General features: G+C 65.3%; 20 protein-coding genes. 14 read left to right on the plus strand and 6 right to left on the minus strand.

The features are described 5' to 3' along the window. The first annotated feature begins 1 nt into the window (after position 1). On the plus strand, positions 2-1,981 hold the full coding sequence (locus BDD21_RS06940) for a UvrD-helicase domain-containing protein (protein ID WP_120796534.1): 1,980 nt from the start codon (positions 2-4) through the stop codon (positions 1,979-1,981). 424 nt (positions 1,982-2,405) lie between these two features. On the opposite strand, the gene BDD21_RS06950 is transcribed toward BDD21_RS06940, so the two are convergent. From BDD21_RS06950 to BDD21_RS06960, 3 genes are all read right to left on the minus strand, one after another. Beyond that, positions 2,406-2,609, minus strand: a complete 204-nt coding sequence (locus BDD21_RS06950) for a type II toxin-antitoxin system HicA family toxin (protein ID WP_120796536.1) — start codon at positions 2,607-2,609, stop codon at positions 2,406-2,408. A 360-nt stretch (positions 2,610-2,969) separates the two neighbouring features. Beyond that, on the minus strand, positions 2,970-3,293 hold the full coding sequence (locus BDD21_RS06955) for a type II toxin-antitoxin system HicB family antitoxin (RefSeq protein WP_120796537.1): 324 nt from the start codon (positions 3,291-3,293) through the stop codon (positions 2,970-2,972). Further along, entirely contained in the window at positions 3,286-3,561 is a 276-nt protein-coding gene (locus BDD21_RS06960; protein ID WP_120796538.1) for a type II toxin-antitoxin system HicA family toxin, read from the minus strand. Before BDD21_RS06960 ends, BDD21_RS06955 begins: the two co-directional genes overlap by 8 nt. Before the next feature lie 118 nt (positions 3,562-3,679). On the opposite strand from BDD21_RS06960, the gene BDD21_RS06965 reads away from it, so the two are divergent. From BDD21_RS06965 to BDD21_RS06985, 5 genes are all read left to right on the plus strand, one after another. Continuing rightward, complete coding sequence (locus BDD21_RS06965) at positions 3,680-4,900, plus strand: TolC family protein (protein WP_120799791.1); 1,221 nt, start codon at positions 3,680-3,682, stop codon at positions 4,898-4,900. Next, positions 4,897-6,195: an efflux RND transporter periplasmic adaptor subunit gene (locus BDD21_RS06970; RefSeq protein ID WP_120796539.1), complete on the plus strand. Its 1,299-nt coding sequence runs from the start codon at positions 4,897-4,899 to the stop codon at positions 6,193-6,195. Before BDD21_RS06965 ends, BDD21_RS06970 begins: the two co-directional genes overlap by 4 nt. Beyond that, a complete protein-coding gene (locus tag BDD21_RS06975) occupies positions 6,195-9,287 on the plus strand; it encodes an efflux RND transporter permease subunit (RefSeq protein WP_120796540.1) in 3,093 nt (1,030 codons plus the stop codon). The genes BDD21_RS06970 and BDD21_RS06975 overlap by 1 nt, the downstream gene beginning before the upstream one ends. A gap of 81 nt (positions 9,288-9,368) precedes the next feature. Continuing rightward, positions 9,369-9,767 carry a hypothetical protein gene (locus BDD21_RS06980; RefSeq protein ID WP_120796541.1) on the plus strand — a complete coding sequence of 133 codons (399 nt, stop codon included), beginning with the start codon at positions 9,369-9,371 and terminating at the stop codon, positions 9,765-9,767. 51 nt (positions 9,768-9,818) lie between these two features. Next, positions 9,819-10,121, plus strand: a complete 303-nt coding sequence (locus tag BDD21_RS06985; RefSeq protein WP_120796542.1) for a DUF3240 family protein — start codon at positions 9,819-9,821, stop codon at positions 10,119-10,121. Here the strand turns inward: BDD21_RS06985 and BDD21_RS06990 are convergent. Next, the gene (locus BDD21_RS06990; RefSeq protein WP_120796543.1) at positions 10,118-11,044 is read right to left on the minus strand and encodes a DNA ligase; all 927 of its coding nucleotides are present in this window, start codon (positions 11,042-11,044) and stop codon (positions 10,118-10,120) included. The two genes, BDD21_RS06985 and BDD21_RS06990, sit on opposite strands and share 4 nt — an antisense overlap. A 349-nt stretch (positions 11,045-11,393) precedes the next feature. Between BDD21_RS06990 and BDD21_RS06995 the strand changes: the two genes are divergently transcribed. Further along, on the plus strand, positions 11,394-12,827 hold the full coding sequence (locus BDD21_RS06995) for an FAD-dependent oxidoreductase (protein ID WP_120799792.1): 1,434 nt from the start codon (positions 11,394-11,396) through the stop codon (positions 12,825-12,827). A 201-nt stretch (positions 12,828-13,028) separates the two neighbouring features. On the opposite strand, the gene BDD21_RS07000 is transcribed toward BDD21_RS06995, so the two are convergent. Both BDD21_RS07000 and BDD21_RS07005 read right to left on the minus strand, forming a co-directional pair. Beyond that, positions 13,029-13,970 carry a bile acid:sodium symporter family protein gene (locus tag BDD21_RS07000; RefSeq protein WP_120796544.1) on the minus strand — a complete coding sequence of 314 codons (942 nt, stop codon included), beginning with the start codon at positions 13,968-13,970 and terminating at the stop codon, positions 13,029-13,031. 177 nt (positions 13,971-14,147) lie between these two features. Further along, positions 14,148-15,797: a sigma 54-interacting transcriptional regulator gene (locus BDD21_RS07005; RefSeq protein WP_120796545.1), complete on the minus strand. Its 1,650-nt coding sequence runs from the start codon at positions 15,795-15,797 to the stop codon at positions 14,148-14,150. Positions 15,798-16,110: 313 nt separating this feature from the next. Between BDD21_RS07005 and BDD21_RS07010 the strand changes: the two genes are divergently transcribed. The 7 genes from BDD21_RS07010 (at position 16,111) to BDD21_RS07040 (ending at position 24,940) form a co-directional block, all read left to right on the plus strand. Further along, the gene (locus BDD21_RS07010) at positions 16,111-16,386 is read left to right on the plus strand and encodes a hypothetical protein (protein WP_120796546.1); all 276 of its coding nucleotides are present in this window, start codon (positions 16,111-16,113) and stop codon (positions 16,384-16,386) included. Between the two features lie 124 nt (positions 16,387-16,510). Continuing rightward, positions 16,511-18,142, plus strand: a complete 1,632-nt coding sequence (locus BDD21_RS07015; protein ID WP_120796547.1) for an arylsulfatase — start codon at positions 16,511-16,513, stop codon at positions 18,140-18,142. 1,005 nt (positions 18,143-19,147) lie between these two features. After that, positions 19,148-19,864, plus strand: a complete 717-nt coding sequence (locus tag BDD21_RS07020) for a bestrophin-like domain (RefSeq protein WP_120796548.1) — start codon at positions 19,148-19,150, stop codon at positions 19,862-19,864. Then, on the plus strand, positions 19,861-21,204 hold the full coding sequence (locus tag BDD21_RS07025) for an alpha/beta hydrolase (protein ID WP_120796549.1): 1,344 nt from the start codon (positions 19,861-19,863) through the stop codon (positions 21,202-21,204). The genes BDD21_RS07020 and BDD21_RS07025 overlap by 4 nt, the downstream gene beginning before the upstream one ends. A 10-nt stretch (positions 21,205-21,214) precedes the next feature. After that, positions 21,215-22,207 (plus strand): HAD family hydrolase, encoded by a 993-nt coding sequence (locus BDD21_RS07030; RefSeq protein WP_120796550.1) that lies wholly within the window; start codon positions 21,215-21,217, stop codon positions 22,205-22,207. Positions 22,208-22,288: 81 nt separating this feature from the next. Beyond that, a complete protein-coding gene (locus BDD21_RS07035; protein WP_120796551.1) occupies positions 22,289-23,857 on the plus strand; it encodes a DUF3300 domain-containing protein in 1,569 nt (522 codons plus the stop codon). Between the two features lie 102 nt (positions 23,858-23,959). Beyond that, positions 23,960-24,940, plus strand: coding sequence for a DUF2950 domain-containing protein (locus BDD21_RS07040; protein ID WP_120796552.1), 981 nt, complete (start codon positions 23,960-23,962; stop codon positions 24,938-24,940). The last annotated feature ends 28 nt before the right edge of the window (positions 24,941-24,968 follow it).

Genomic DNA, 24,968 nt, shown 5'->3' on the forward strand with positions numbered 1-24,968 from the left:
CATGTTCGAAATCCTGCCGCTCACACCTGAACTGCTCGCCGAACTTGGCGACGAGCTGGGCGGCTGCGATTTCACCGATCCGAGCCAGATCGACTTCCTTGCGAAGGCTACTCCATGTGACGTCCAGGCGGCGCCCGGCAACGGCAAGACGACGCTGCTGGCGGCGAAGCTCGCGCTACTTTCGCGCAACTGGACGACCCGCAGGCGGGGCGTCTGCGTCATCTCGCACACCAATGCCGCGCGAACGGAGGTCGAAGACTTGATCGCGCGTCATCCGACCGCGGCGCGGCTGATGGCCTATCCTCATTTCACCGGCACGGTCACGGCTTTCATCAACCAGTATCTCGCCTTGCCCTATCTTCGAGGCATGGGCTGGCACGTGCGCCAGATTGACGACGATGCCTTCGCGGCCGAGGCGTTGCGGCGTTATCCGTCGTTCTGGGCATTGAAGAAGCAAGCAGAGAGGGCTAGCGCAACTGTAGTCAAATGGGTTGGCAATCTCACACTCGACCCAGCCTTTGATGACGTAAGGGATGAACCCGCAAGCCTGACAGTGCAGCGGCAAAAGGGCCAGCACGGTGCTGATACAAATTGCGGCAAGGCATTAGCAAAGCTCAAGGCTTCGATGGTCAAGAGCGGGCTCTATCGCTACGCCGACATGACCGCGCTTGCATGGCGTGCGCTCCGAGAAAACCCGGCTCTGGCCGAGCGGCTTCGCGATCGCTTCCCGCTCGTCATTCTTGATGAGGCGCAGGACACCTATGGCGACCAGCTCCGGCTACTGGAGCACGTCTTCAAGCAGGACGGGGCGGCGTTCCAACGCCTCGGGGACAGCAATCAAACGCTCTATGAGGACGATGGAGCAGCGCCGGCCTATTGGGCGCCGGGTCCCGGTTGTATCCCTCTTGATACGAGTCGCAGGTTCGGTGGGGAGATCGCCGGTTTTGCAAGCCGGCTGACCGCGCGACAGGCTCAGACAATCGTAGGACTGGGCGCTCGGCCGGCGTCGCGGGTGATGTTCCTTTTCGATGAAGCTACGATCGGACGGGTTTTCGGAGCCTTCGCTGAAGAGGCACGAGCGCTGTGGGGCAGTGATTGCAGCACGCGCGACGTCTGGGCGGTCGCGTCGCGTCACAATCCGGCCAGCAAAAAAGGGGCGTGGCGGCCGAAGAGTCTCGTCGACTACCATCCCGCGTATCGCAGCGAAGGCGGATCTCGATCGAAAGCGAACCTCCTTTGCCGGCAGCTTCAGAAGGCTGCGGTCCACCACGCCTCGGCGCGACCGCCCGCAGAGGTCAGTGAGATGCTCGCCGCGGGCGTGTCTGGACTGGCGCGGGCTCATGGTTGGAAAACAGCGAATGATCGTCCGATCACCGCGCAAAACGTCTGGGCGGCACTAGCGCATCGCGACCTCGCGTTGCCACGCACCATACGACGACTGCTGCGGGACCATGTGCTTGTCGGCGATACGGTGTGGCAAGAGTCGGCATGGCGGGCGTTCGGGGAAGCATTGCTTCCGCTCTTCAGTCCGGCTCCTCAGGGCGCCGAGGGCGACATCGCGGATTTTTGCATCTTTGTCGATGAGCAGAAGGCCGATCTTGCCGACCCCGAGCGCCGCTCCACGAAACAGGTTCAATTCGACGATCTCACATTGCGGCTGGGGTCGATCCACTCGGTCAAGGGCAAGAGCGTAGACGGAATTCTCGTTGTCGAGAGCGAGGTATGGAAAGGCAGCAGCGCAGACAAGCAATGCATCGACCTGACCGCGGTGCTTCCACACGCGTTCGGCGTGACCGACGAGCTCTTTACGGGGGTAAGGCTCACCGCCGCGACAAACGTCTTCGTAGGCGTAACCAGGCCGCGCGAGTTGCTAGGCCTCGCGCTGCGCAAATCCGAAGCAACGGTTCTGATGGGCCCCGCCGTGGATCAAGGGTGGAAAGTCGTCGACCTGGTCGCCCAGGCTGCAGAGCTGAAGGAATGAGCGGGCCCGTGTCGAAGGTCGGACTGGGCACGTCGAGCAAGCTCATTGGTTTGACCAAGCATGCGAAGCACCGCCACGTGCCAAGCCCGATCTCTCTGCATTTCGTCGCGCCACCGGCCCAACTGATGCAGTATCACATAGGCGGGAGTTCCACCCGCTAGAACACGCGGACTTGCCAGGCTGCTATGACCGCTTTTTTTAGCGATTTAAGCAACCTCACTCATGGGGCGAACCCGTGGCGGCGGGAGCGCCCGACCCTCCGCTTTGAAATGTTCTACGACATCCTGTACGACGTCGCAAAGCTCCCCATAGAGAGCGATGGGATCGTCACCATGTATGCCGGTAATTAGATCAGGGCACTTTCCAATGTACACTTGATCCTCATCACTCCACTCCACCCATTTGTGGTATTTGTCGAAATCTTTCATTTGCTCACCATGTCGATTGCCTGCGCGACCTGCTTTTCTTGGTAGCGTTTTGCATCGTCACCGGTCTTGCCGCTTACGGTTACCGCACCTGCATACTTTGGATGGACAAGTTTTCGGTGGGAGCCTTTGCCTGCGCCAGGTATCTCTTCGAAGCCTGCATCCCTGAGGGCCGCCAAGAGGTCACGAATTTTCTGGGGCATCGATTCGCCTTTCTATTTCGTGAATTCAACGCGTTCTAGGTTGGCATGGGCCACGTCCGGCCTAGACTGAGACGGGCCACCCGAGCGCTTGCGACAGGTCTCGAGCCGGTCTCAAGTGGTCGGTTGGGAGTTTCGCCATTCGGTGGACGCGGTGCAACTGCTGCTTGTTGACGTTGCGCACGTTTTAAGCCGGGATGGCGACGTTGCGGTTCGCTGCCGCGCACCACAACCTAAGCGCTGTCGGCAGTCAAATGAGGGTGAAGCCACGGCGCGCCTCGATCGGTTGACGCGGGAACCGGATCGCTCAAGCCAAGCGCCCGATGCCCCCGCGCTCAGGCCCCAACGAAAAGCCGGGGCTCATCAGGGCCTTGAGACCGCGGCCTCGATGCGCTTGGCGATCCACTGATTCAGGCTCAACCCTTCGGCTTCGGCTCGCGCGGCGGCGCGACGATGGACCTCGGGCGTTAGCCGGAGCGGTATCCTGCCTTTGAAGGTGCGGTCGGGCTGCTCACCACGTTCCGCACAGAAGGCGAGGTAATCGTCAATGCTGTCGCGAAAGGCCTGCTCGACCTCGCGATAGGTCTCACCCTCGAACGTGATGACGTCCCTAAGCCCGACCACTCGCCCGATGAACGCGCCCTCGTCCGGCTCGACGGTTCCCACATAACCCTTATATTCAAGCATCGTCGTGCTCCCCGGCGGGTGTTATTCCCGCCGCTTCGAGGAATTCCCGTACGGACCGCACGGCCCCGCGCTTCGCCTGTGGACTCGGGTGCGGGCGGTGAAACACCGCGCGGACACCCTTGAGAGCAACCCGCACTCGGCTTCCGGCGCCTTCACTGACCTCGGCGCCAAGCGCCCGCAAGAGTGCCTCGATCTCGCTCCATCGGATGTCCGCGGGAACGGGGTCCGTGAAGATCCGGGACAAGATCAGTCGCTGGCGTCGGTTCATCTGCCAACGATATCAGATCGCCATATCACGTCTAAACCACATTTGGATTCAGCACCGATTCAGTTTGACCCCCTAATCTCTCCCTCGTGCCCACCTCATGCAGGTCGCGATCGGAGCCATGTCTCGTCCCCTTCTCATCATCCCGTTGATCGGTCTGCTGCTGACCGGTGCCGGCAGTGCCGCGTCGACGACCCTCGCCGAGGCGATCGGCGCCGCGCTGGCGCTTGCCGAGCAGACGCCGCGGGTGACGGCCGCCCGGCAGGAGGCGGATGCGATCCGCGCGCAGGCGGGGAGTCTCGTCGCGCAGGATCCCGCGCTGCGGGTGAAATATCTGTCCGATGAATTGACCGAGGGTGGCGGGGCGAATGAATGGGAGGCGATGTTGGATCTCCCGCTCTGGCTACCGGGTCAGCGCGGTGCCCGCCAAGCCGTCGCCGGCGCGGTCGACAGCCAAGCCGGGACGCTGGAACGTCTGCTGCGCTGGGAGATGGCCGGGCGGGTTCGACAGGCCGCCTGGGAGGCCGCCTTCGCCGAGGGCCGGCTGCGCCAGGCCGAGATCGCGCTGGATGCCTCCCGTGCCCTGGAGGCAACGGTCGCCAAACGCACGGATGCCGGGGAGCTTGCGCGGGTCGACCTCTTACTGGCCCGTCAGGAGACTCTCGGCCGTGAAGTGGATCTGCAGTCTGCGCAGGTCGAGTCCCGGCGTGCGCATGGTGCCTATCGGCACCTGACCGGCGCCGACAGCCTGCCCGAGCCGCTCACCGAATCCCCGCCGCCGACATCCGATACAGCGCCCGTGCTGCCGCCAAACCATCCGCTGTTGGCCGACAGCGACGGCGCCCTGGCCCGTGCGCGCGCCGACCGCAAGCAGGTCGGGGCGGACCGGCGCGGCCATCCGACCCTGAGCATCGGCGGGAAGCGCGCGCAGGAGCTGCGCGGCGAAGACACCCTGGACTCATTGCAGATCGAGGTCAGCATGCCCTTCGGTCTGGCCAGCCAATCCGCGCCTGCACTGGCGTCGGCCGAGCGCGCCTACACCGAGCGCCTCAACGAGCTGCATCGCAACCGGCTGGAAGCAGAGCAGACCCTGACCAGCGCCGACATCGAGCGTCTCGGTGCGGCCGAGGCCCTGTCCGTGGCCGAGCGCCGCCATGCCCTCACGCAGGACGCGTTGCGTCTGATGCGCCGCGCCTTCGATCTCGGCGAGACCGATCTCGCCGAGCTGCTGCGTGCCGAGGACCGCGCTCGCGAGGCGAGCATGGATCTGGAGCTGCGTCGCCTGGAGCAGGGCCGCGCCCTGGCCCGGCTCAATCAAGCCTTAGGAGTGATCCCGGAATGAGCCTTCTCAGTCGTGTTGCCGACGCAGGAATGGGGGTGAAGCAGCCGCCAGCCCCCTGCCGCCAGCCTCCAGCTATGGGGTTGGCCTGCATTGTCGTGTCCGAGGTCAGGTCCCGTCAGAGTCGCCGCGCCATCCGGCTTGCGGAAAGCAGCAGGAGGCTGGAGGCAGGAGGCCGGGGGCTGAAGGCAGGAGGCTGGAGGCTCCCCCTAACGCCGACCCTCTGCTTGCTCCTGGCCATGCTGGCGCAGGTCAGCACCGCCCAATCCGCGAGCCTGATCGCCGTGGATGCCGACCAGCAGAGCGCGTTCGGCATCACCCTGACCGCCCCGCTCCCGGCCGCCGAGACCCTCACCCGGCGTTACCCGGCCGAGGTGGCGGTGCCGAACCGGCAGATGCGCGTGGTGGCGGCGCCGCAGAGCGGCGTGCTGGAGAGTCTTATGGTCGCCGAGGGCGAGCGGGTCGAGGTCGGCCAGGTCTTGGCCGAGCTGCGCAGCCCGGAGCTGGTGGACGCGCAGAGCCAGTATCTGGAGTCATTGACACGGCTCGAGCTGATCGAGACCGAGCTGGCCCGCGATCGCACCTTGTTCCGCGAAGGCGTGATCGCCGAGCGGCGCTTGCTGGAGAGCCAATCCAAGCAGCGCGAGTTGACGACGATGGTCGAGCAGCGTCTTCAGTTGCTGGAGCTGGCCGGTTTCGGCAGCGAGGACATCAAAACGCTCGCGCGCACCCGGCGGCTGACCAGTCGGCTGCCGGTACGCGCGCCGATCGGCGGCGTGGTGCTGGAGCAGATCGTGAGCACGGGCCAGTCGGTCGCGACCGCCGCGCCGCTCTACCGGGTGGCCGAGCTCAACCCCTTGTGGCTCGAAATCCATGTGCCGGTGGAACGCATCGTCGGGGTGCAGGAGGGCGGACGTGTTCTCCTGCCCCGCGAGGGTACCGCTGGAACGGTCGTAACCATCGGGCGAATGGTCCATGGTCAGGATCAGGGTGTGTTGGTGCGCGCCGAGATCACCGAGGGGACGGAGGGACTGCGTCCGGGTCAGTTCGTCGAGGTCCAGTTGAGCGCAGAGGCGCAAGGCGAGAGTTGGCGCGTCCCGCTGGAGTCCGTGGTACGCCATGCAGGTCACGCCTATGTGTTCGTGAATCGCGGCGGCGGATTCGAAGCGCTCACGGTACGGGTGCTCGCCGAGGAGGAAGGCAGCGCCGTGATCGCGGGTGAGCTGACGGCGGCCGACCGCCTCGCGGTCACGGGTGTCGTCGCCGTGAAGGCGGCCTGGCTTGGGGGCGCTGAATAATGCTCGCCCGTCTGATTCAGTTCGCGCTGACCCAGCGGCTTCTGATGCTGCTGGCCATGCTGGCGCTCATCGGCGGCGGCTGGCTGGCCTTCAAGGCCACGCCGATCGATGCCTTCCCGGATGTCTCCACCACACAGGTGAAGATCATCGTGAAGGCGCCGGGGATGACGCCCGAGGAGGTGGAGACGCGCATCACCAATCGGATCGAGCTGGAGATGCTCGGCATCCCGAACCAGACGATGCTGCGCTCCATCGCCAAATATGCCCTGACCGACATCACCCTGGATTTCGCCGAGGGCACGGACATCTACTGGGCGCGCCAGCAGGTGGCCGAGCGGCTCGGCGCCATCTGGGGCGATCTGCCCGACGGCGTGGAAGGCGGGCTCGCGCCCATGACCACGCCGCTCGGGGAGATGTTCATGTTCAGCATCGAGGGCGGCGATCTCTCCCTGGAGGCGCGCCGCGATCTGCTCGACTGGACCATCCGCCCGGCCCTGCGCGCCGTGCCCGGCGTGGCCGACGTGAACGCGCTCGGTGGCCTGGTCAGCAGCTTCGAGGTGGTGCCGGACAATGCCCGCATGGCTGCACGAGGGATCCGACTGTCGGATCTGACCGCCGCGATCACGGCGAACAACCGCAACGACGGTGCCGGACGCCTGAGCGCGGGCGAAGAGGTCTTGCTGGTCCGCAGCCAGGGTGCGATCAAAACGCTGGAGGATCTCGGCGCCATCGTGGTCGGGGGCGATGCCCGCCAGCCGGTGCGGGTCGCCGATATCGCCGAGGTGCGCTTCGGCGCCCTGACCCGCTACGGCGCGGTGACGCGCAACGGCAGCGGCGAGGCGGTCGAGGGTCTGGTGCTGGCCCTGCGCGGCGCCAATGCGCGCGAGGTCGTGCGCGGCATCCATTCCAAGCTCGACGAGCTGGCGCCGGCGCTGCCGGAGGGTGTGCGCATCGATGTCTTCTACGATCGCGGTGTCCTGGTCGACAAGGCGATCCACACTGTCACCAAGGCGCTCATCGAGGCGACGGTTCTGGTCTTGATCCTGCTGGTGCTCTTCCTGGGCGATCTGCGCGCGGCCCTGACGGTCGCCTTGATCCTGCCGCTGTCGGCCTTGGCGACCTTCATCCTGATGCGCCAGTTCGGGTTGTCGGCCAATCTCATGTCCCTGGGCGGGCTGACCATCGCCATCGGCATGTTGGTGGACGCGGCCGTCGTGGTGGTCGAGAACCTGGTCACGCATCTCAATCGGGGCAGCGCGGGCGGACGCCTGCCGCGCCTGCACATCCTCTATCGGGCCACCCGCGAGGTGGCGTTGCCGGTCTCCTCCGGCATTCTGGTCATCATCATCGTCTTCCTGCCCTTGCTCACGCTGCAGGGACTGGAGGGCAAGCTCTTCATGCCGGTGGCGCTGACCATCGTCTTCGCCTTGGCCAGCTCGCTGCTGCTCTCGCTCACGGTCATCCCGGTGCTGGCGTCCTATCTGTTGGGAAAAGGGGCCGGTGCGAGTCATGGCGGGGGCGAGCACGCCGAACCCTGGCTGGTGCGCATCCTCACCCGGATCTATGTCCCGGTGCTCGACTGGAGCCTGCGCCATCAGTGGGTTCTGCTGAGCGGGGCGCTGGCCCTGCTGATCGCCGCGGGCGCCCTCTACACCCAAGTCGGCAAATCCTTCATGCCGACCATGGACGAGGGCGATCTGATCGTCCAGCTGGAGAAGCTGCCTTCGATCAACCTGGCTGAGTCCATCGCCATCGACCAACGCGTCCAAGCGGCGATCCTTGCGGAGGTGCCGGAGGTCGCGTCGATCATCGCCCGCACGGGCTCGGACGAGCTGGGTCTCGACCCGATGGGGCTGAATCAGACCGACAGCTTCCTGGTGCTCAAGCCAAACGACACCTGGCGCTTCAAGACCAAGGACGAGCTGATGAACGCCATCCGCGCGGTGTTGGACCGTTTCCCCGGCATGGACTACGCCTTTACGCAACCGATCGAGATGCGCGTCTCCGAGATGTTGACCGGGGTGCGCGGCGATCTCGCGGTAAAGATCTTCGGCCCGGACTCCAAACGACTCAACGCGCTCGCCGAGCAGATCGTCGGGGTGCTGGAAGGCATATCCGGCTCCCAGGATGTCTACACCCCGCGCAACGACGGCGCCCAATACCTGAATCTGGTGGTCGACCGTCTGGAGGCAGGTCGGCTCGGGGTGGACGCGGACGCCTTGGCCGATCTGCTGCGCGCCCAGGTCGAGGGCCTGACGGTCGGCACACTTGATCTGGAAGGCAAGCGCCGCCCGTTGCTGGTGCGCGGCCCCGAGGCGTTGCGCGAGTCGCCCGCCCGCTTTGCCGGACTTCAGGTCTCCTTGCCCGATGGACGTGCCGTCCCGCTGAATAACCTGGTGCGGATCGAGCGCATGGAGGGACCGGTGGCCATCTCGCGCGAGCGCGGCAGCCGCATGGCCGTGGCCATCGCCAACGTCGACGGGCGCGACCTGGTGGGCTTCGTCGCCGAGGCGCGTGCGGCGGTCGCCGAGCAGATCGAGCTGCCGCCCGGCTATCGCCTGGAATGGGGCGGTGAGTTCGAAAACCAGCAACGTGCCGCGGCGCGTCTGGCCCTGGTGGTGCCGGTCGCGCTGGTGCTGATCTTCCTGGTGCTCTTCTCGACCTTCGGCTCGGTGAAACAGGCCGCCCTGGTTCTCTCGAATGTGCCCTTCGCGATGATCGGCGGCGTCTTCGCGTTGGCCCTTACAGGCGAGTATCTCTCGGTGCCGGCCTCGGTCGGCTTCATCGCCCTGCTCGGCATCGCGGTGCTCAACGGCGTGGTGATGGTCACCTACTTCAACCAACTGCGCGCGCTCGGCCGACCCATGCAGGAAGTGGTCGTCGAGGGCGCGCGGCGGCGTCTGCGTCCCGTGCTCATGACCGCGAGTATCGCGGCCTTCGGCCTGGTGCCGTTGCTCTTCGCGACCGGACCCGGATCCGAGATCCAGCGCCCGCTGGCGATCGTCGTCATCGGCGGGCTGGTCTCGGCCACCCTGCTCACGCTCATCCTGTTGCCGATCCTCTACCGACGTTTCGGTGCGGAGCGAGTCTAATCGCTTAAGGGCGACGCGACCGTGTCGAATCGGGACGATGCCCGACAACAGGGACTCATGACCTTACGGAGAATTACAACCATGTCGAAATCAACCTTGAATGCCCTGGCGGCACTCATTGTGCTGGCCACGACGGTGATCCCGAGCCATGCCGGCGATCTGAAACTGCTCCTCGACGAAACAACATCGGTGATCCCGACCGACGTCACTTATCGACTCTCGCCCGACGGACTCGAGGTCAAGGGCTGGGTCGCAAAACGCACTGCGCACGCCGGGCGGATGCAGGGCCATGTGGAAATCAGGCTGCTTGACGAGACCGGCTTGGTGCTCGCGCACAAAGACACCTCCATGGTCCATTACTCACCGACGCGATCCAATCCGCAGAAGGCCAGCTTCAGCACGCTGGTGCCCGAGGTGCCGTCCGGGACCGCGACCATCGAGGTGGCGCACCGGGTCGGTAAGACCTCGGCCGAGCGCTGAGCGCGGTCGGATGAATCGCATCGATCACACGCCCGGAGAAAAGGCCGCAACATGCAACACCATCTGCTCCATCTGATCGTCCCTCTGCAGGCGGAAGACGCGCTCGTCGAGTGGCTTCTCGAGCGCGAGGACATTCCCGGCTTCACCAGCAGCGCGGTCGCCGGGCACGGCTCGTCCGAGCGATCCATGACTACCGCCGAGCAGGTCGCCGGGCGCAGTCGGCGGGTGATGTTCATGCTGCTGCTTCCCGAAGAGACTGCTCAGGCGGTGCTCGCAGGATTGGGAGACGAGTTCGGGGGCAGCGGCATCCATTACTGGCTGGTACCGGCCATTGCGTACGGTCGATTGGTTTAAAGGGTCTCGACCCTCCGCAGGAAGCTCGCGAAACGGGGCAGCCCGTTTATCGTGCGCCCGTGGTATTTGAAGTTGACGACACTGCCCTCGGGCGGCGGGTCGTCGCGCTCGGCATCGCTGAAACCTGTGCCGAGCCGGAAGCGAGTGCCGTCCGCCTCCTCGACCAGAAGTGAACCCATCCGCCCTTCATGCCGCCCTCGACCCGGGAGATGGGCGATCACCCGCGCGTCGGCTTCCAGGTAGGGTTTGACCTTGAGGAGATCGGCCGTCCGTCCGATGCGGTAGAGCGAATCGCGTCGATGCAGCATCAAGCCTTCGCCGCCCGCGGCGACCACCTGCTCCAATGCGGCCATCAAGGCGTCATGATCCGCAACGTGGGTCTGCTCGACCAGCATGAGGAAGGGGCTCGGCGAGGCCTCGACTAGCCCTCGTAACACGTTCAACCGGGTCTCGAAATCGCCCGGGTGGTCGGGTAGGTCGAACACCATATAGCGGACACGACGCCAAGCGTCTTCGTCCGGCACGGATCGTCGCACCGTTCCCGACAGGAGGGCAAAGGTGCCACGGCCCATCCAGAGTTCTCCGTCGAGCGCAACCGCGGGAAAATCGGCCGTGAACCAGGCGGGCGCCGTGATCGGCATGCCGCCGCGCGTGATGAGACGGCGCCCGTTCCAGTAACCGCGTACACCGTCGAGCTTCTCGCTGAGCAGGTAGGCGCCGAGATCGACACCGGGGCGATAGACCTCCCCCAGTGCCAAACCGGGCACCGTTCGCGTCGTCGTCGACGCGCCCGCAGGAACACGCGTGGCCGACGACACATCCCCCGAAGCAATCGCCTCCTCGCTTGTTGCTGCGGCCGGGCCGTGAAGCAGGCCGAAGAGAAGCAGGGAAAGCCCCCATCGAAAACTGGACCGGTGCGGCATCGATCACGTTCCGTTGATATTTCGATGGCGACACTTTAGCCCACATCAGCAAACACACAAAACAAGAATACACGAAACGATTCGGATACCGCATCAGCATCAGCGTTGCGCGATGCGCGTCAACGACCCCGCTGGCTCTATATGACGCCCTTGACCGCCGTCCGATTGACCCTCCGCGCAAATCCGATTGTTTTACTCAATACATTAAATCCGTCCCGCGGCATTCTTTCCTGTGCCGACATGGGCTAACGTGACCGCATTGTTGCGCTGCACAAAAACCGTCCCGACGACCTGTGGACGTTTGACCCGAGCGCTCGGCTTCACGGCCGCTTGTCAGGACCACAAGACCATGACTGCTTCGACCCACTACGACGTCCTCATCGTCGGTGCCGGCGTCACCGGTACCGCACTCCTCTATCAGCTGGCGAAATTCACCGACCTGAACCGACTTTGCCTGGTCGAGAAATACGACAGCATCGCCACGGTCAACTCGCACGCGCACAACAACAGCCAAACCATTCACTGCGGCGACATCGAGACCAACTACACGCTGGAAAAGGCGCGCGCCATCAAACGCACGGCCTATATGGTGATCAACTACGCGACCAAGCTTGCCCCTCGCGATCGCGATCGCATCATCCACCGGATGCCGAAGATGGTGCTGGGCGTGGGCGAGACCGAATGTCGCTACATCCGTGATCGCTACGAGCGCTTTAAGGGGCTCTATCCGCGCATGGAGCTGCTCGAGCGCAAGGATATCGCGGACATCGAGCCCAACGTCGCCCTCGTGGACGGGACCTGGCGCAAGGAGGAGATCGTCGCGACGGGCACACGGGATGATTATTGTGCCGTCGACTTCCAGGCCCTGGCCCAATCCTTCTCGGCCGATTGCGTGCGGCTGGACCGGCAAACCTCAAAACAGATCACCCAGTTGTTCTCGACCAAGGTCGATAAGATCCGCCGCGACGGCCAGGATTACGTCTTGGAAACCAACCGAGGTTTGTTGAAGGCGCGAGCACTCGTCGTCTGCGCGGGCGGACACTCGCTCTTGATGGCCCAGGAGATGGGGCTGGGATTGGAATACTCCTGCATGCCGGTCGCCGGGTCCTTCTATTTCGCCCCCGAGGCGCTGAACGGCAAGGTCTACACCGTCCAGAATCCGAGCCTGCCGTTCGCCGCGGTCCACGGCGACCACGACATCAAGGAAACCGGCAAGACCCGCTTCGGGCCGACCGCCTTCATGCTGCCGATGCTCGAGCGCTACAACCGCGAGAGCATCCCCGAGTTCTTTAAGGTCCTGAGGTTCGATCGGCGGGTTGCCGCAGCCTTCTGGGCCATGCTCAAAGAGCGCGATATCCGCCACTACATCCTACGCAATTTCCTTTACGAGGTACCGGGCCTGAATCGCCATTTCTTCGTGCGCGAGATCCGCAAGATCGTCCCCTCGATCAGGGCGGCCGACATCACCTATGCCGAGCGCTTCGGCGGGCTGCGACCCCAGTTGATCGACAAGGAGTCCGGCAAGCTGCGCATGGGCGAGGCCAAGATCACCAACGAGGCCGGCCTCATCTTCAACATGACCCCGTCGCCGGGCGGTACCAGTTGTCTGGGCAGCGGCGAGACCGACATGCGCTCGATCGCGGCCTATCTGGGTGCCTGTATCGACGAGCGGTCGCTCGCTCGCGAGCTGCTGATGGGGTACGAGGATACGCGCGGTCATGGCGATGCGACTGCGGGGGTGGAGACGGAATCGGAGGCGGTGGCGCTAGCCGAGGCGGTCTAAAATGAATCGCGCCCTTGCGGGCGTATGTTGGGCTGGAGGCCGTTTCGGCGTCCGTGTCACCAACAACGTCCGAGGGACGCGATTCAGAGGTAAAAAACGAGGAAGGGTGTTGTCGGTCACTTTATCCCACGAGAACTCCTCAGAGTAATCCGCGCTGACCCTACCGGTGACGAGGCAACCGCAGACAACTCAGATCCGATATTAGTGCACCGGGGCGTTCGCCTCCCGGTCGTGCGAAGGTGAACCAGGTTCCCCGCCCACCAGCTCGGCTGTGTCGGTTGGCCCGGCGCGGCGTCCATGCAGCCCCGCCAACAGCAGGACGATGGGCATCTCCACCACCAGGAAGAGCGTGGCGAACAGCACGAGCTCGACCCGCCCGAAGACCGTGATCCCGATCAGCGCGACCAGGGCCAGGTTGCGCACGCCGAATTCCAAGAGGAGCGTGAATCGGTCCCGCCGATTCAGCCCGACCATCCAGCCCAGCACCCAGCCGGTCAGCATGGCGGTGACGAAGAAGATCAGCGCCGCCGTGACCATCGGGCCCAGACCGCTCGCCAGATCAGCCCGCTGCGCGTAGAGGATGGCGCCGACCAGGATCGCCAGTCCCAGCAGGCTGAGCCGCCGCAACCATCGCCCGACGTGGCGCACCAACCCCGGCCACCCGTGCCGCAGCGCCATCCCCAGGCCCAGGGGCAGGACCATCAGCAGCACCAATTGACCGACCATGCGCGCGAAGGGGACCGGGATCGCGTCCTGCCGATCGAGAAACAGGGCCATACCGGCGGCAGTCAGCAGCGGCATGCTGATCAGGGCCAGGAGCGTGGAGAGCGCGGTCAGGGTCACCGACAGGGCGAGATTGGCCCGCGCCAGGTAGGTATAGACATTGGAGAGCGCACCGCCGGGGCTTGCCGCCAGCAGGATCATCCCGGCTACGACCGTCGGCTCCGGGCGCAGTGCCCAGATCAGCGCGGCGGCGATCGCGGGCAGCAGCAGGAGCTGGCCCAGGGTCGCCACCAGGACCGCCTTGGGGTAGACGACGACGCGCCGCAAGTCCCCCGGCGTCAGTTCCAGCCCCACCGCCAACATCAACAGCCAGACCAGTGCTGGAACGGCCAGGTCGGCTATTGGATCGAGATTGGTCATCTACAATCCTCGTTGTCGTTGTCGTTGTCGTTGTCGTAATCGTTGATTGACATCGGTCCCCAAGCGCAGGACCAACTGCCGCGGGCCTCGCAGTCCATCCCTTGAACATCCGTCGATCGGTGCCGCTTCGATCGCCTCGATTACGACAACGACAACGGAGCCAAAGTAAACCGTTCCCTAAGGCCGCCGGGGCCGAGACCCAACCGGCCGTGCGATCCCCAGTTTCAGCATCCGCGAGCGCAGGGTGTTGGGATTGATCCCGAGGCGTTCCGCGGCGTTCCCCGTCCCGTTGATCCGCCAGTCGCAGGCGGCACAGACGGCTAGGATGTGGTCACGTTCCACCTCGCCCAGGGTGCGATTGTCGGTCTCGGCGGACCGGTTGTCCGTCGTTGCCCGAGCGCCCGTCGTGGTGCGCGGGAGCACGTCCACCACCATGGTCGCGCCCGGCGACAGGATCATGGATCGCTCCACGATATTCCCCAACTCCCGCACATTGCCTGGCCAGTCATAGGCCATCAGCGCCGCGACGGCCCGGTCCGGGATACGCAGCGCCGGCCGGCCAAGCTTGGCCCGCAGCTTCTCGACGAAATAGGCCGTCAGGAGCGCGATGTCCTCCTTGCGCTCGCGCAGGGGCGGTACCGTGATCGGAAAGACGCTCAAACGATAGAAGAGGTCCGGGCGGAAACTGCCGTCCCGAGACATGGCCTCCAGATCCCGATTGGTGCTGGCGATGACCCGGGCATCGCTGCGCCGGGTCGCCGTCGCGCCCAGCCGCTCGAACTCGCCGCTTTGCAAGACCCGCAGCAGCTTGGCCTGCAACTCCAGCGGCAGCTCGCCGATCTCGTCCAGGACCAGGGTCCCGCCGTGGGCCACCTCGAAGCGCCCTATCTTGCGTGCGATGGCCCCGGTAAAGGCGCCTTTCTCGTGGCCGAACAGCTCGCTCTCGATCAGGGTTGTGGGCAGGGCGGCGCAATTCACCCGGATCAGCGGGTGTTCCGCCCGTCGGCTGCGCCGGTGGATCGCGGTCGCGATCAGGTCCTTGCCCGTGCCGGTCTCGCCCAACACCAGCACCGTGCTGTCCGTTCGGGCGACTTGCTCGACTTGCAGCAGGACCCGGCGCAGGATCGGACTCTCGCCGACCAGGTCATCGAAACTGCCGCAGAGCAGCGCCTCCTCCCGCCACACGGCGTTTTCCGCCTCCACCCGCTCCCGCAGGGCCACGTTCTCCGCCAGGGCCCCCTTGAGCGCCGTCTCCTTGCGTCTGCGCATCAGCGCATTGGCGAAGATACCGGCGATGAGCCGCAACCGCCGCACGAGGTCATCGGGCCAGGCGTGCTCCCGTCGTACCGCCCCGAACGAGACCCAACCGAGCACCTGTGCGTCCGCGGACAGCGGAAAGACCGCCAGAGACTTCTGCCCGAGACGCAGCAGTGATTGGCGGTCCAGCGACGCCTCCGGCGTCAGGTCCGACAGCCGCTGCGCGATCGTCGGGAGCCCGGCCCGCACCCGCGCCACCAGATAGGGAAAGTGGGCCTCCGCCAGCGGCGAGGGGATCGGTGCGATGCCCTCCTGCGCCCAGGAATGGGTGACGGTCCATTGTGCCAACGCGTCGTCGAAGCGCCCGATGGTGCAGCGGTCGAGCCCCAGGAACCGCACGATCCGGCGCAGCGCGGCCTGAATGTGGGCGTCCAGTGCGCCGGCCTCCACGTTGATGAAGGAGGCCGCGAGATCCGTCAGCAGGTCCTCGAAGCTGGTCTCGGACTGAGCCACCCAGTCGGGCGACGCAGCTTCCCCGGGGTCGCGGGCAAGCGGTGCTGGATCATTCACGGCGTCCTCCGGGAGGTCCCCTGGGGTAGCGGCGCGCATCACGATATTTCGCGACAGAGCCTACCCGAGTTTGATCAGGCCGTCATCGGCAGTGTGATGGCCGGGGGCAGTCGCCGGGTTGCCGATCGGCAGGACACGATATTTCGTAAGAAACGATATATCGCGAACAGTCTCGTTGAATGTCGTCGTTTCACGCCCGGGACGGGGCCTCCGCGGCGACACCGGTCGAAGCCAAAAAGATTCTTTTCAATCGGTTGCCTTTCTCCCAAGCGATTCCGTCGGTTATGGCCCGTGTCCTGCTCTGTGACGGCGCATGACGTTTCGGATCACACGAGTCGACGACCCGCGGCGAACGATCCTCGAGGTCGACGGGTGGTTACAGGTCGACGGGCTTGCCGAGTTGGAACGGGCCTGCGGGGACCCGTCCGCCGGGCTGACCCTGGATCTACGCGGCTTGCGGCAAGCGGACGAGGCGTCTTTGGCCGCCCTGCGGCGGCTGCGAGCGGCTGGGGCGAGCTTGGTCGGTCTTTCGGCCTACCTGACTCTGCGGCTCGGTCCCGCGAGCGCGGAGCAGCAACGTGGCGTGTAACGCGAGGAGGCGGACGCTTGCGACGCGTCGAGTCTGCCGACGCCGATCCCATCCAAAAACATCACATACCGCACTGGGCGCGGTTTAAGTCATATCCCTTCAAAACAACAAAGGACAGAGGACGATGAAGCAACGACCAATTGAACCAAACGCCCCGCGGTTTCGCCCGGATGGCCGGCGCGGTCTGACCGCGCTGGCCTTGACGCTGACGACACTCGGCGCCGCGCTCGGCGTTGTGGGCCCCGCGGGCGCGGCCGACAAGCCAAACATCCTCGTCGTCTGGGGAGACGACATCGGCCAGTCGAATATCAGCGCCTACTCCAGGGGCATGGTCGGCTACCAGACCCCCAATATCGACCGCATCGCCAACGAAGGGATGCTCTTCACCGACTATTACGCCGAGCAATCCTGCACGGCCGGTCGTGCCTCCTTCGTACTCGGTCAGAGCGTGTTCCGCTCCGGACTGTCCAAGGTCGGTCTTCCCGGGGCCAAGGAGGGCATCAGCACGCAGGACCCGACCATCGCCGTGGTGCTCAAGGATCAGGGCTACGCGACCGGCCAATTCGGCAAGAACCACCTCGGGGACCGCGACGAGCACCTCCCCACGAACCACGGATTCGATGAGTTTTTCGGCAACCTCTACCACCTCAACGCCGAGGAAGAGCCGGAGAACGAGGACTACCCCGCCGACCTGGTGCTGGAGGATGGACAGACCTTCCGGCAGAAGTTCGGCCCGCGCGGCGTCATCCACTCCTGGGCCATGCCCGACGGCACGCAGAAGATTGAGGATACCGGGCCGCTCACCAAGAAGCGCATGGAGACGGTGGACGATGAAACGTCGGCCCGCGCCCTCGAGTTCATCACTGAGCAGACCCAGGCCGGCAAGCCCTGGTTCGTTTGGTGGAACGGCACCCGCATGCACTTCCGCACCCACGTCAAGGATGAGCTGCGCGGCATCTCCGGCCAGGACGAATACGCCGACGGCATGGTCGAGCATGATCGCCACATCGGTCAGTTCCTGACCAAGCTCGACGAGCTCGGCATCGCCGACAACACGATCGTCTTCTATTCCACCGACAACGGCCCGCACAAGAACACCTGGCCCGATGCCGGCGTGAATCCCTTCCGCGGGGAGAAGAACACCAACTGGGAGGGCGGCTGGCGGGTGCCCGCCATGGTGCGTTGGCCGGGCGTGATCCCGCCTGCCTCGGTCAGCAACGAGATCGTCCACCACATGGACTGGATGCCGACGCTCGCCGCCGCGGCCGGCAAGGCTGACCTCAAGGACGATCTGCTCGACGGCTATACCTCCAGCGCACTGGGCCGGGACTACAAGGCCCATCTCGACGGCTATGACGTCTCCGCGCACCTGAAGGACAGCGAGAACACCCCGAGCCCCCGCAAGGAGGTCTTCTATTTCTCCGACGACGGCGACCTGACCGCCCTGCGCTACGGCGACTGGAAGATCCTCTTCATGGAGCAGAAGACGCCGGGAACCTTGCGCGTCTGGATGGACGAATTCAGCCCGCTGCGCGTGCCGCTGATCTTCAACCTGCGCCGCGATCCCTACGAGCAGGCAACCATCACCTCCAACACCTACCACGACTGGCAGCTTGACCGGGCCTTCATGCTGGTCCCGGCGCAGGGCTACGTGGGCCGGTTCCTGTCGACCTTCCAGGACTACCCGCCGCGGATGAAGGCGGCGAGCTTCAGCCTGGACAAGGTCATGGAGGCACTGGCACCGCCGGGAGGCTGACAACCCGGACGGGCGACACCCGGCAGCGCCGCGGGGTTCGGTGGACGTTGCTCCCGCTCGTCCACCCGCCCCCTACCGGCACCGGGTGGCCGCGGGTGGTTACCCACCCGCGGCTCCCACAGATCCGGACGTGCGGGACTACCGCATCCGGCTCCTCGGTTGAGCGCTCGCTGCACGACAACTGTCGCACACCCGATGGACCATTCAGCCCATGTCGCGATCTCCTGTCGTTCTGTTCAGATGGTCAGGTGACTCGATGTTCACGCCATCGTCCCTTCAGAAGGTGTCTCAACCGATCGGCCGCTTCCCTCCCATGGGTCCGCTCGGGTGCGTTCCCCACGCTCAACGGTACTATCAGCCGACTCTGACTGCTCAGTCGCCATCGCGCCGCACTTCGTTGCCTTCGCTTGGCGCTACCTTGCCGTCGGTCCTGTTCGCTCCCGTCGGCCGGACCAGCGCCGTCGGGCCGGGGCGGCTTCTTACGCGGTGCCCGCGCCGCGTCTCGGGCAAGGAGCAACTGAGCGCTCCCAGGTTCCTGGACGACCCGTGCGTACATGCCCTGCTCTTAGACCCCGGCGGAGTCTCGACATCAGGCCGTTACGATGCCGAAACTGTTGCCTTCCGGTGTTCCGAATACGTCGGCTCCGCTGAACTCAGTAACGGGGCTCCATCACACGGCCTGCACGCCCCCTGTGTACGCTTCGCAGGCGGGATCGCTCCCGCACCACACAACACTCGGTTCCGGTGGATGGCCACTCCTTACCGGCTCGGGACTTGCACCCGGTGGGTCGCAAAAAGGAGTTTCCGATTGGCTTATCCGTTCGCTATCTTCCTCTCCTTCCAGGCTTTGCCTGGCGCAACGGAAAAACGATCAAGGCCCGATGATTCCCTATTTGCGCTGGCGCCGTGTCAGTGCGTCCCGATCGACCTTACCCGGAACCTCATCATGAACGCCATATTGATGGCCTCGGTCCTCGCAGTGGGTCTTTTTTCGGCATCCTGGCGATGCTGGAATTGGGTCGACGGCTCGGCATTCGGCGACTGGCGAGCGACCCTGCGGGTGCGCAGGCCGGAACCGGCGCGGTCGAGGGTGCGGTCTTTGCGCTCGTGGGCTTGCTGATCGCCTTCACCTTTTCCGGGGCCGCGTCGCGCTTCGACGCGCGACGTGACCTGATCGTTGCGGAAACCAACGCCGTCGGGACCGCCTGGCTGAGGCTCGATCTGCTGCCCGCCGACCAACCGGCCATCCGCGACAGCTTCCTTCGGTATGTGGATGCCCGGCTGGCGGTCTACCGCAAACTGCCGGATCTCGAGGCAGCGCACGCAGAACTGGCGAAGGCGACGGGCTTGCAGGCGACGATCTGGGCGCAGGCCATCGCCGCGGGTCAAAGCCAGGGCGCCTCACCCGATGCCATCAAGCTGCTGTTGCCCGCGCTCAACGAGATGTTCGATATCACCACCACGCGGACGATGGCGACACAAGCACACCCGCCCTTCGTCATCTACGGCATGTTGATTGCGCTGGCGCTGGCCAGTGCACTGCTGGCCGGTTTCGGTATGGCCGGCAGCAAGTCGCGCAGTTGGCTCCACATCCTCGGTTTCGCGGGTGTAATGGCGGTGGCGGTTTACCTCATCATCGATCTGGAATTCCCCCGGCTCGGTCTGATCCGGGTCGATACCTTTGACCAAGCGTTGGTCGAATTACGGGCAAGCATGCCATGACGCAATCGTTCCCCGAATCGATCCCCAAGCTATCGATCCTGTTGGTCGCCTTGCTGCTGCTGGCCGGCTGCGCGACACCGGCCCGCCAGTTGATGCCCACGCCGGAACTGTATCGGCAACCCGGAGGGGTACCGGTCTTCGACAGCACGGCGGTCCAACGACACGGCACGGATGTGGACCTGCTGTACGTGACCGACCGCGGCCCGGAGACCACGGCGGATGGCACCACGATCCCCTATGGCCAGGTCCGCGCCCGGCAAATCCGCTTCGGCACCGCCCAGGTACGCCTGACGCCGGCCATCACCTGGGACGCCCTGCGCGAGCAGAGCCAACTCGGCGAGCGCACCCGGGAGATCGCTCTGGAGCTGGGTGCCGTCGAAGAACTGGGACAATTTCCGAACGAGCCCTACCAACTGCATCGGCTGCCGAACGGCTTGATCGAACGCGATCGTGACGAGCTTGCCCGTCACGATGCGGCCAAAGAGGGACTGACCCGGGAGATCGAGCGCCGCCTGGCGGAGTCATCCTCCAAGGACGTCATGCTCTACGTCCATGGCTTCAACGAGACCTTCGACTCCGCCGCCTACACCGCCGCGGAGCTGTGCCATTTCCTGGGTCGACAGGACGTCTGCGCCTTCTTTACCTGGCCCGCCTCTTCCAGCGGCAACGTCCTGACCTCCTACACCACGACCACGGAGTCCGCGGACTATGCCGTGGAGCACCTGAAGAAGACCATCCGCATGATCGCCCGCACCCCCGGGGTCGAGGGGCTGCAACTGTTGGCCCACAGTCGCGGTACGGCGGTCATGCTGCGCGCCGTGCGCGAGTTGGGCCTGGAGGCCATCTCCGCGGGTCAGGAGCCGATGCAGGTCTATCGGATCGACAACCTGGTGCTGATGTCGCCGGACATCGACGTGGACATCGCCGCCCAGCAGATTACCGGTCTCCTGTCCGATCCGGACCTGGTCACGGTCTGGCCCGAGGGCCGACTGCCACGCCTCCTGAAGGGGCGCATGACGATCTATGCCTCTCCGGAAGATCGGGCGCTGCTGGTCTCCAAGATCCTCTTCCGCAGCCGCAATCGGGTCGGCCAACTGCGCCCGGAGGACCTCCAACCGAGGGCCCAGGCGTATTTCGAAACGCTCGGCAAGGTCGATCTGATCACCTACGAGGGTGATCGCACCGATCTCTTCGGGCACTCCTACTTCACCACCAATCCCCGGGTCAGCTCCGACTTGATCGCCATGCTCCGCTACGGCAAGCAGCTCGGTGAGCCGGGGCGCGAGCTGATCCGGACCGGCAAGGTCACCTGGAAATTCCCGCCCTCCACCGGGCAATAGGAGACACCCGATGCACCGACTCGCTCTATCCGCCGTCTTGGTCCTCGCGGCCCTATCCGCGGCCGCCGACCCGTTACCCTCCTGGAAGGACGGCCCCGCCAAGCAGGCCATTACCGGCTTCGTCACCGACGTGACGAAGGCCGGGGGAAAGGACTTCGTTCCGCCGGCCCAGCGCATCGCCGTCTTCGACAACGACGGGACCCTGTGGATCGAGCAGCCCATGTATACCCAACTCGCCTTTGTGCTGGATCGGCTAAAGGTCCTGGCGCCCGCGCACCCGGAGTGGACAGAGCAGCAGCCCTTCAAGGCCGCCCTGGAAGGCGACCTGGCGACCCTGGGGGCCGCTGGAAGCGAGGGTCTGCTGCAACTCGTGATCGCGACCCACAGCGGCATGACCAGTGCCGAATTCGAGACGATCGCCTTGGATTGGATCGGCGCCGCTCGCCACCCGCGTTTCCAACAGCCCTACACGCAACTCATCTACCAACCCATGCTGGAGCTGCTGGAGTATTTGCGGGGGAACGGCTTCAAGACCTTCATCGTCTCCGGGGGCGGGGCCGACTTCATGCGCCCCTGGTCCGAGACGGTCTACGGCATCCCGCCGGAGCAGGTCATCGGCTCGCAGATCGCGCAGCGTTTCGAGGTCCGCGACGGCGTACCTGTGATCGTGCGCGAGCCCGAGGTGGCCTTCATCGATGACCAGGCCGGCAAGCCGGTGGGCATCCAACGCCACATCGGGCGCCGCCCGATCCTCGCCTTCGGCAACTCCGACGGAGACATCCAAATGCTGCAATGGACCACCGGTGCGCCCGGCCCGAGTCTTGGTCTGATCCTCCATCACACCGACGCCGAGCGCGAGTATGCCTACGACCGGGAGAGCCACTTCGGAAGGCTCGACAAAGCCTTGGCGTTGGCGCCCGAGAACGGTTGGGTGCTGGTCTCCATGAAGGATGCCTGGTCGCACCTGTTTCCGCCGACGCAAGGGTCCCAGCCGGATGAGTAGGTTGTTCGTCGCGTCGACGTGCGTTTGCGGTTCGCATTCAAACCAAGCGCCGGGAGCGCGCACACCCTTGCGAGGACATCCATGCAAAACCGACGGCACCGTCTCGGCCGATCGCTGGCCCCCATCATTGTCGCCGTCTGCGTCGCCGTCACGCCGCAGCTCGCACTCGGGGCGGAGTCGACCACGCCGCCGGCCGATGCCTTCCCCCCGGAGCAGATCGTGCAGCTCGTCGCCCCCATCGCACTCTATCCCGATGCCCTGATCGCCCAGATTCTGATGGCGAGCACCTATCCGCTGGACGTGGTGCAGGCGAAACGCTGGCTCGACGACCATGAAGACATCGAGGGCGGAGCCTTGGACCAGGCGGTCAAGGAGGAGCCGTGGGACGACAGCGTGAAGGCGCTGGTGTTCTTCCCGAGCGTGGTCGCGTTCATGAACGACAACCTGGACTGGACTCAGGACCTGGGCGATGCGGTACTGGCCCAGCAGGGCGAGGTCACCGAGACCATTCAACGTCTGCGCGCGGAGGCCGACCGGACCGGCGCGCTCGCCAGCAACGAACAACAGCGGGTCGAGAAGGCCGGCGACACCATCATCATCCAGCCTGCGCAGCCGGAGGTCGTCTACGTGCCCACCTATGACCCGGTGACGGTCTACGGCGAGAGCAATCCGCCGGCTCAGTCCTATTACCCCGATGCCTATGCCGACGCCACCGCCAGCTACCAGTCCGGCTATGCGGCGGGCCAGGCGGCCGAGGAGTCCGCCTCGAGCGGCATCGGCACCGACAGTCTGATCGGCTTCGGAGTAGGAGCCTTGGCGGGAGGTCTGCTCACCGCGGCCATCATGTGGGACGACGATGACGACTGGAACGACCGACTCTACTACGGCGGTCGCGGCTATTACGGTGCTCCGAGCTACTGGGCTCGCAACGAATACTGGGACAACAACGGCTGGCGAGAACCGGCCAACATCACTGTCGACCGCAGCCGCAACCTCGACATCGACCGCAACGTCGAGCGCGGCGACATCGAGGTCAACCGCGGCATCGTCGGCAACGAGGTCGCAAAATGGGAGCACAACCCCGAGCGGCGCGGCGGCGTGCGCTACCGGGATGCCTCCACCGAGAACCGGTTCGCCGCCAAGCGCGGCGCGGCGAACATCAATCGCGACGCTGCGCGCGGGCGCCTGAAGAGCACCGACCGGCAGGTCAAGGCCCCGAATCTCGACCAGGTCAGGCGCGAGGGCGCGGCCGGCGGCAAGGTCGCCGCGGTCGCGGAGACGCGCCCTGCCGGCGGGGACGCGCGTGCCAAGGTGCAGGCCAAGGCGCCGGCCGTGAAGGCGAAGGCGCCCGCCATCAAGGCCAAAGCCAAACCCAAGGTGCAAGCGGCCGCCGCGACCAAGCGACCGGTGAATCGCGAGGTCAAACGTCCGGCGGTGGCGCCGGCCAAGCGCCCGGCAGCGGCATCGAAACCCTTGGCGCAGCGCCCGGCGGTTCCACGGGCTTCGGCGCCGAAGGCCAGTGCATTCAAGGCAAGCAAGCCGGCCGTCAGCCGCGCCGCCAGCAATCGCGGCGGGGCCAGTCGAGCCGCAGCGGGCCAGCGTGGCGGGGGCGGCGGAGCGGCTCGGGGTGGCGGCGGGCTGAGACGCTGATGGCGGCGCCCGCGTGGCGTGCAGCCAGACCGCGTCTCTCCTCGCGCGGCGGCCTCGGATCGGCTGTCGCATCACCTTGCCTCTTGTTTCGGAGCTCAGCTTATGAAGACGACCAGCGCTTTGCTTGCCTGCTTGCCCCTCGTGCTTGTGATGACCCATTCCCGCGCCGCCGTGGAGGAGATGACTCCGGCGACTGATTCGGCTCCCGGTCCGGAGGCGACCGAGGTGTCGGTCCAGCCGCCGATGTCGTTCGAGACCCCGGATGCCGCCGTCATGGCCCTGATCGACGCGGCTGCCTCCGAGGATCGCGACGCACTCTTCGCTGTGCTCGGATCGGACCTCGACGCGCTCGTCTCCGGCGACCCGGTCGCGGATGCTCTCGATCGTCGGCGCTTCGTGGAGTTGTCCCAAGAGGCAGCGCAGCTTGAGGACGAGACGGACGACAGCGCCATCCTGGTGATCGGCCCCGAGGACTGGCCCTTCCCGATCCCCTTGGCCAAGGACGATCGGGGGTGGTCCTTCGATACGCAGGCCGGGCTCGAAGAGCTCTTGGACAGACGCATCGGACTCAACGAGCTGCATGCCGTCGCGACCGCCCGCGCCTTCGTGGATGCCCAGGTGGAGTACGCCGCAGCCGATCCGGACGGCGACGGCGTGCGGGCCTACGCGGGGCGTTTCTGGAGCACCGAAGGCACACGGGACGGACTCTATTGGCCGACGAACGAGGGCGAGCCCGAGAGTCCCATGGGACCCCTGGTGGACGATGCCGTCGAGGAAGGCTACGAGGTCGGCGACGACGGGGAGGGGCGGCGGCCTTACCACGGTTATTACTTCAAGATCCTCACCGCACAAGGACCGAGCGCGCCGGGCGGGGCCAAGAGTTATCTCGAATGCGGCAAGTTGGCGAACGGTTTCGGTCTGCTCGCCTGGCCTGCAAGCTACGGCAATTCCGGGATCATGAGCTTCCAGGTCAACCAGCGCGGCATGGTCTATCAGGCGAATCTCGGCGAAGACACCGCTGCTGTCGCCGAGACCATCGATGCCTACGACCCCGGCGCGGATTGGGTGCCGGTCGTGGATTGACCTCGCTGGCGTTGTTCATCGGATCGTT

This window comes from Thiocapsa rosea (assembly GCF_003634315.1).
Classification (GTDB): Bacteria; Pseudomonadota; Gammaproteobacteria; order Chromatiales; family Chromatiaceae; genus Thiocapsa; species Thiocapsa rosea.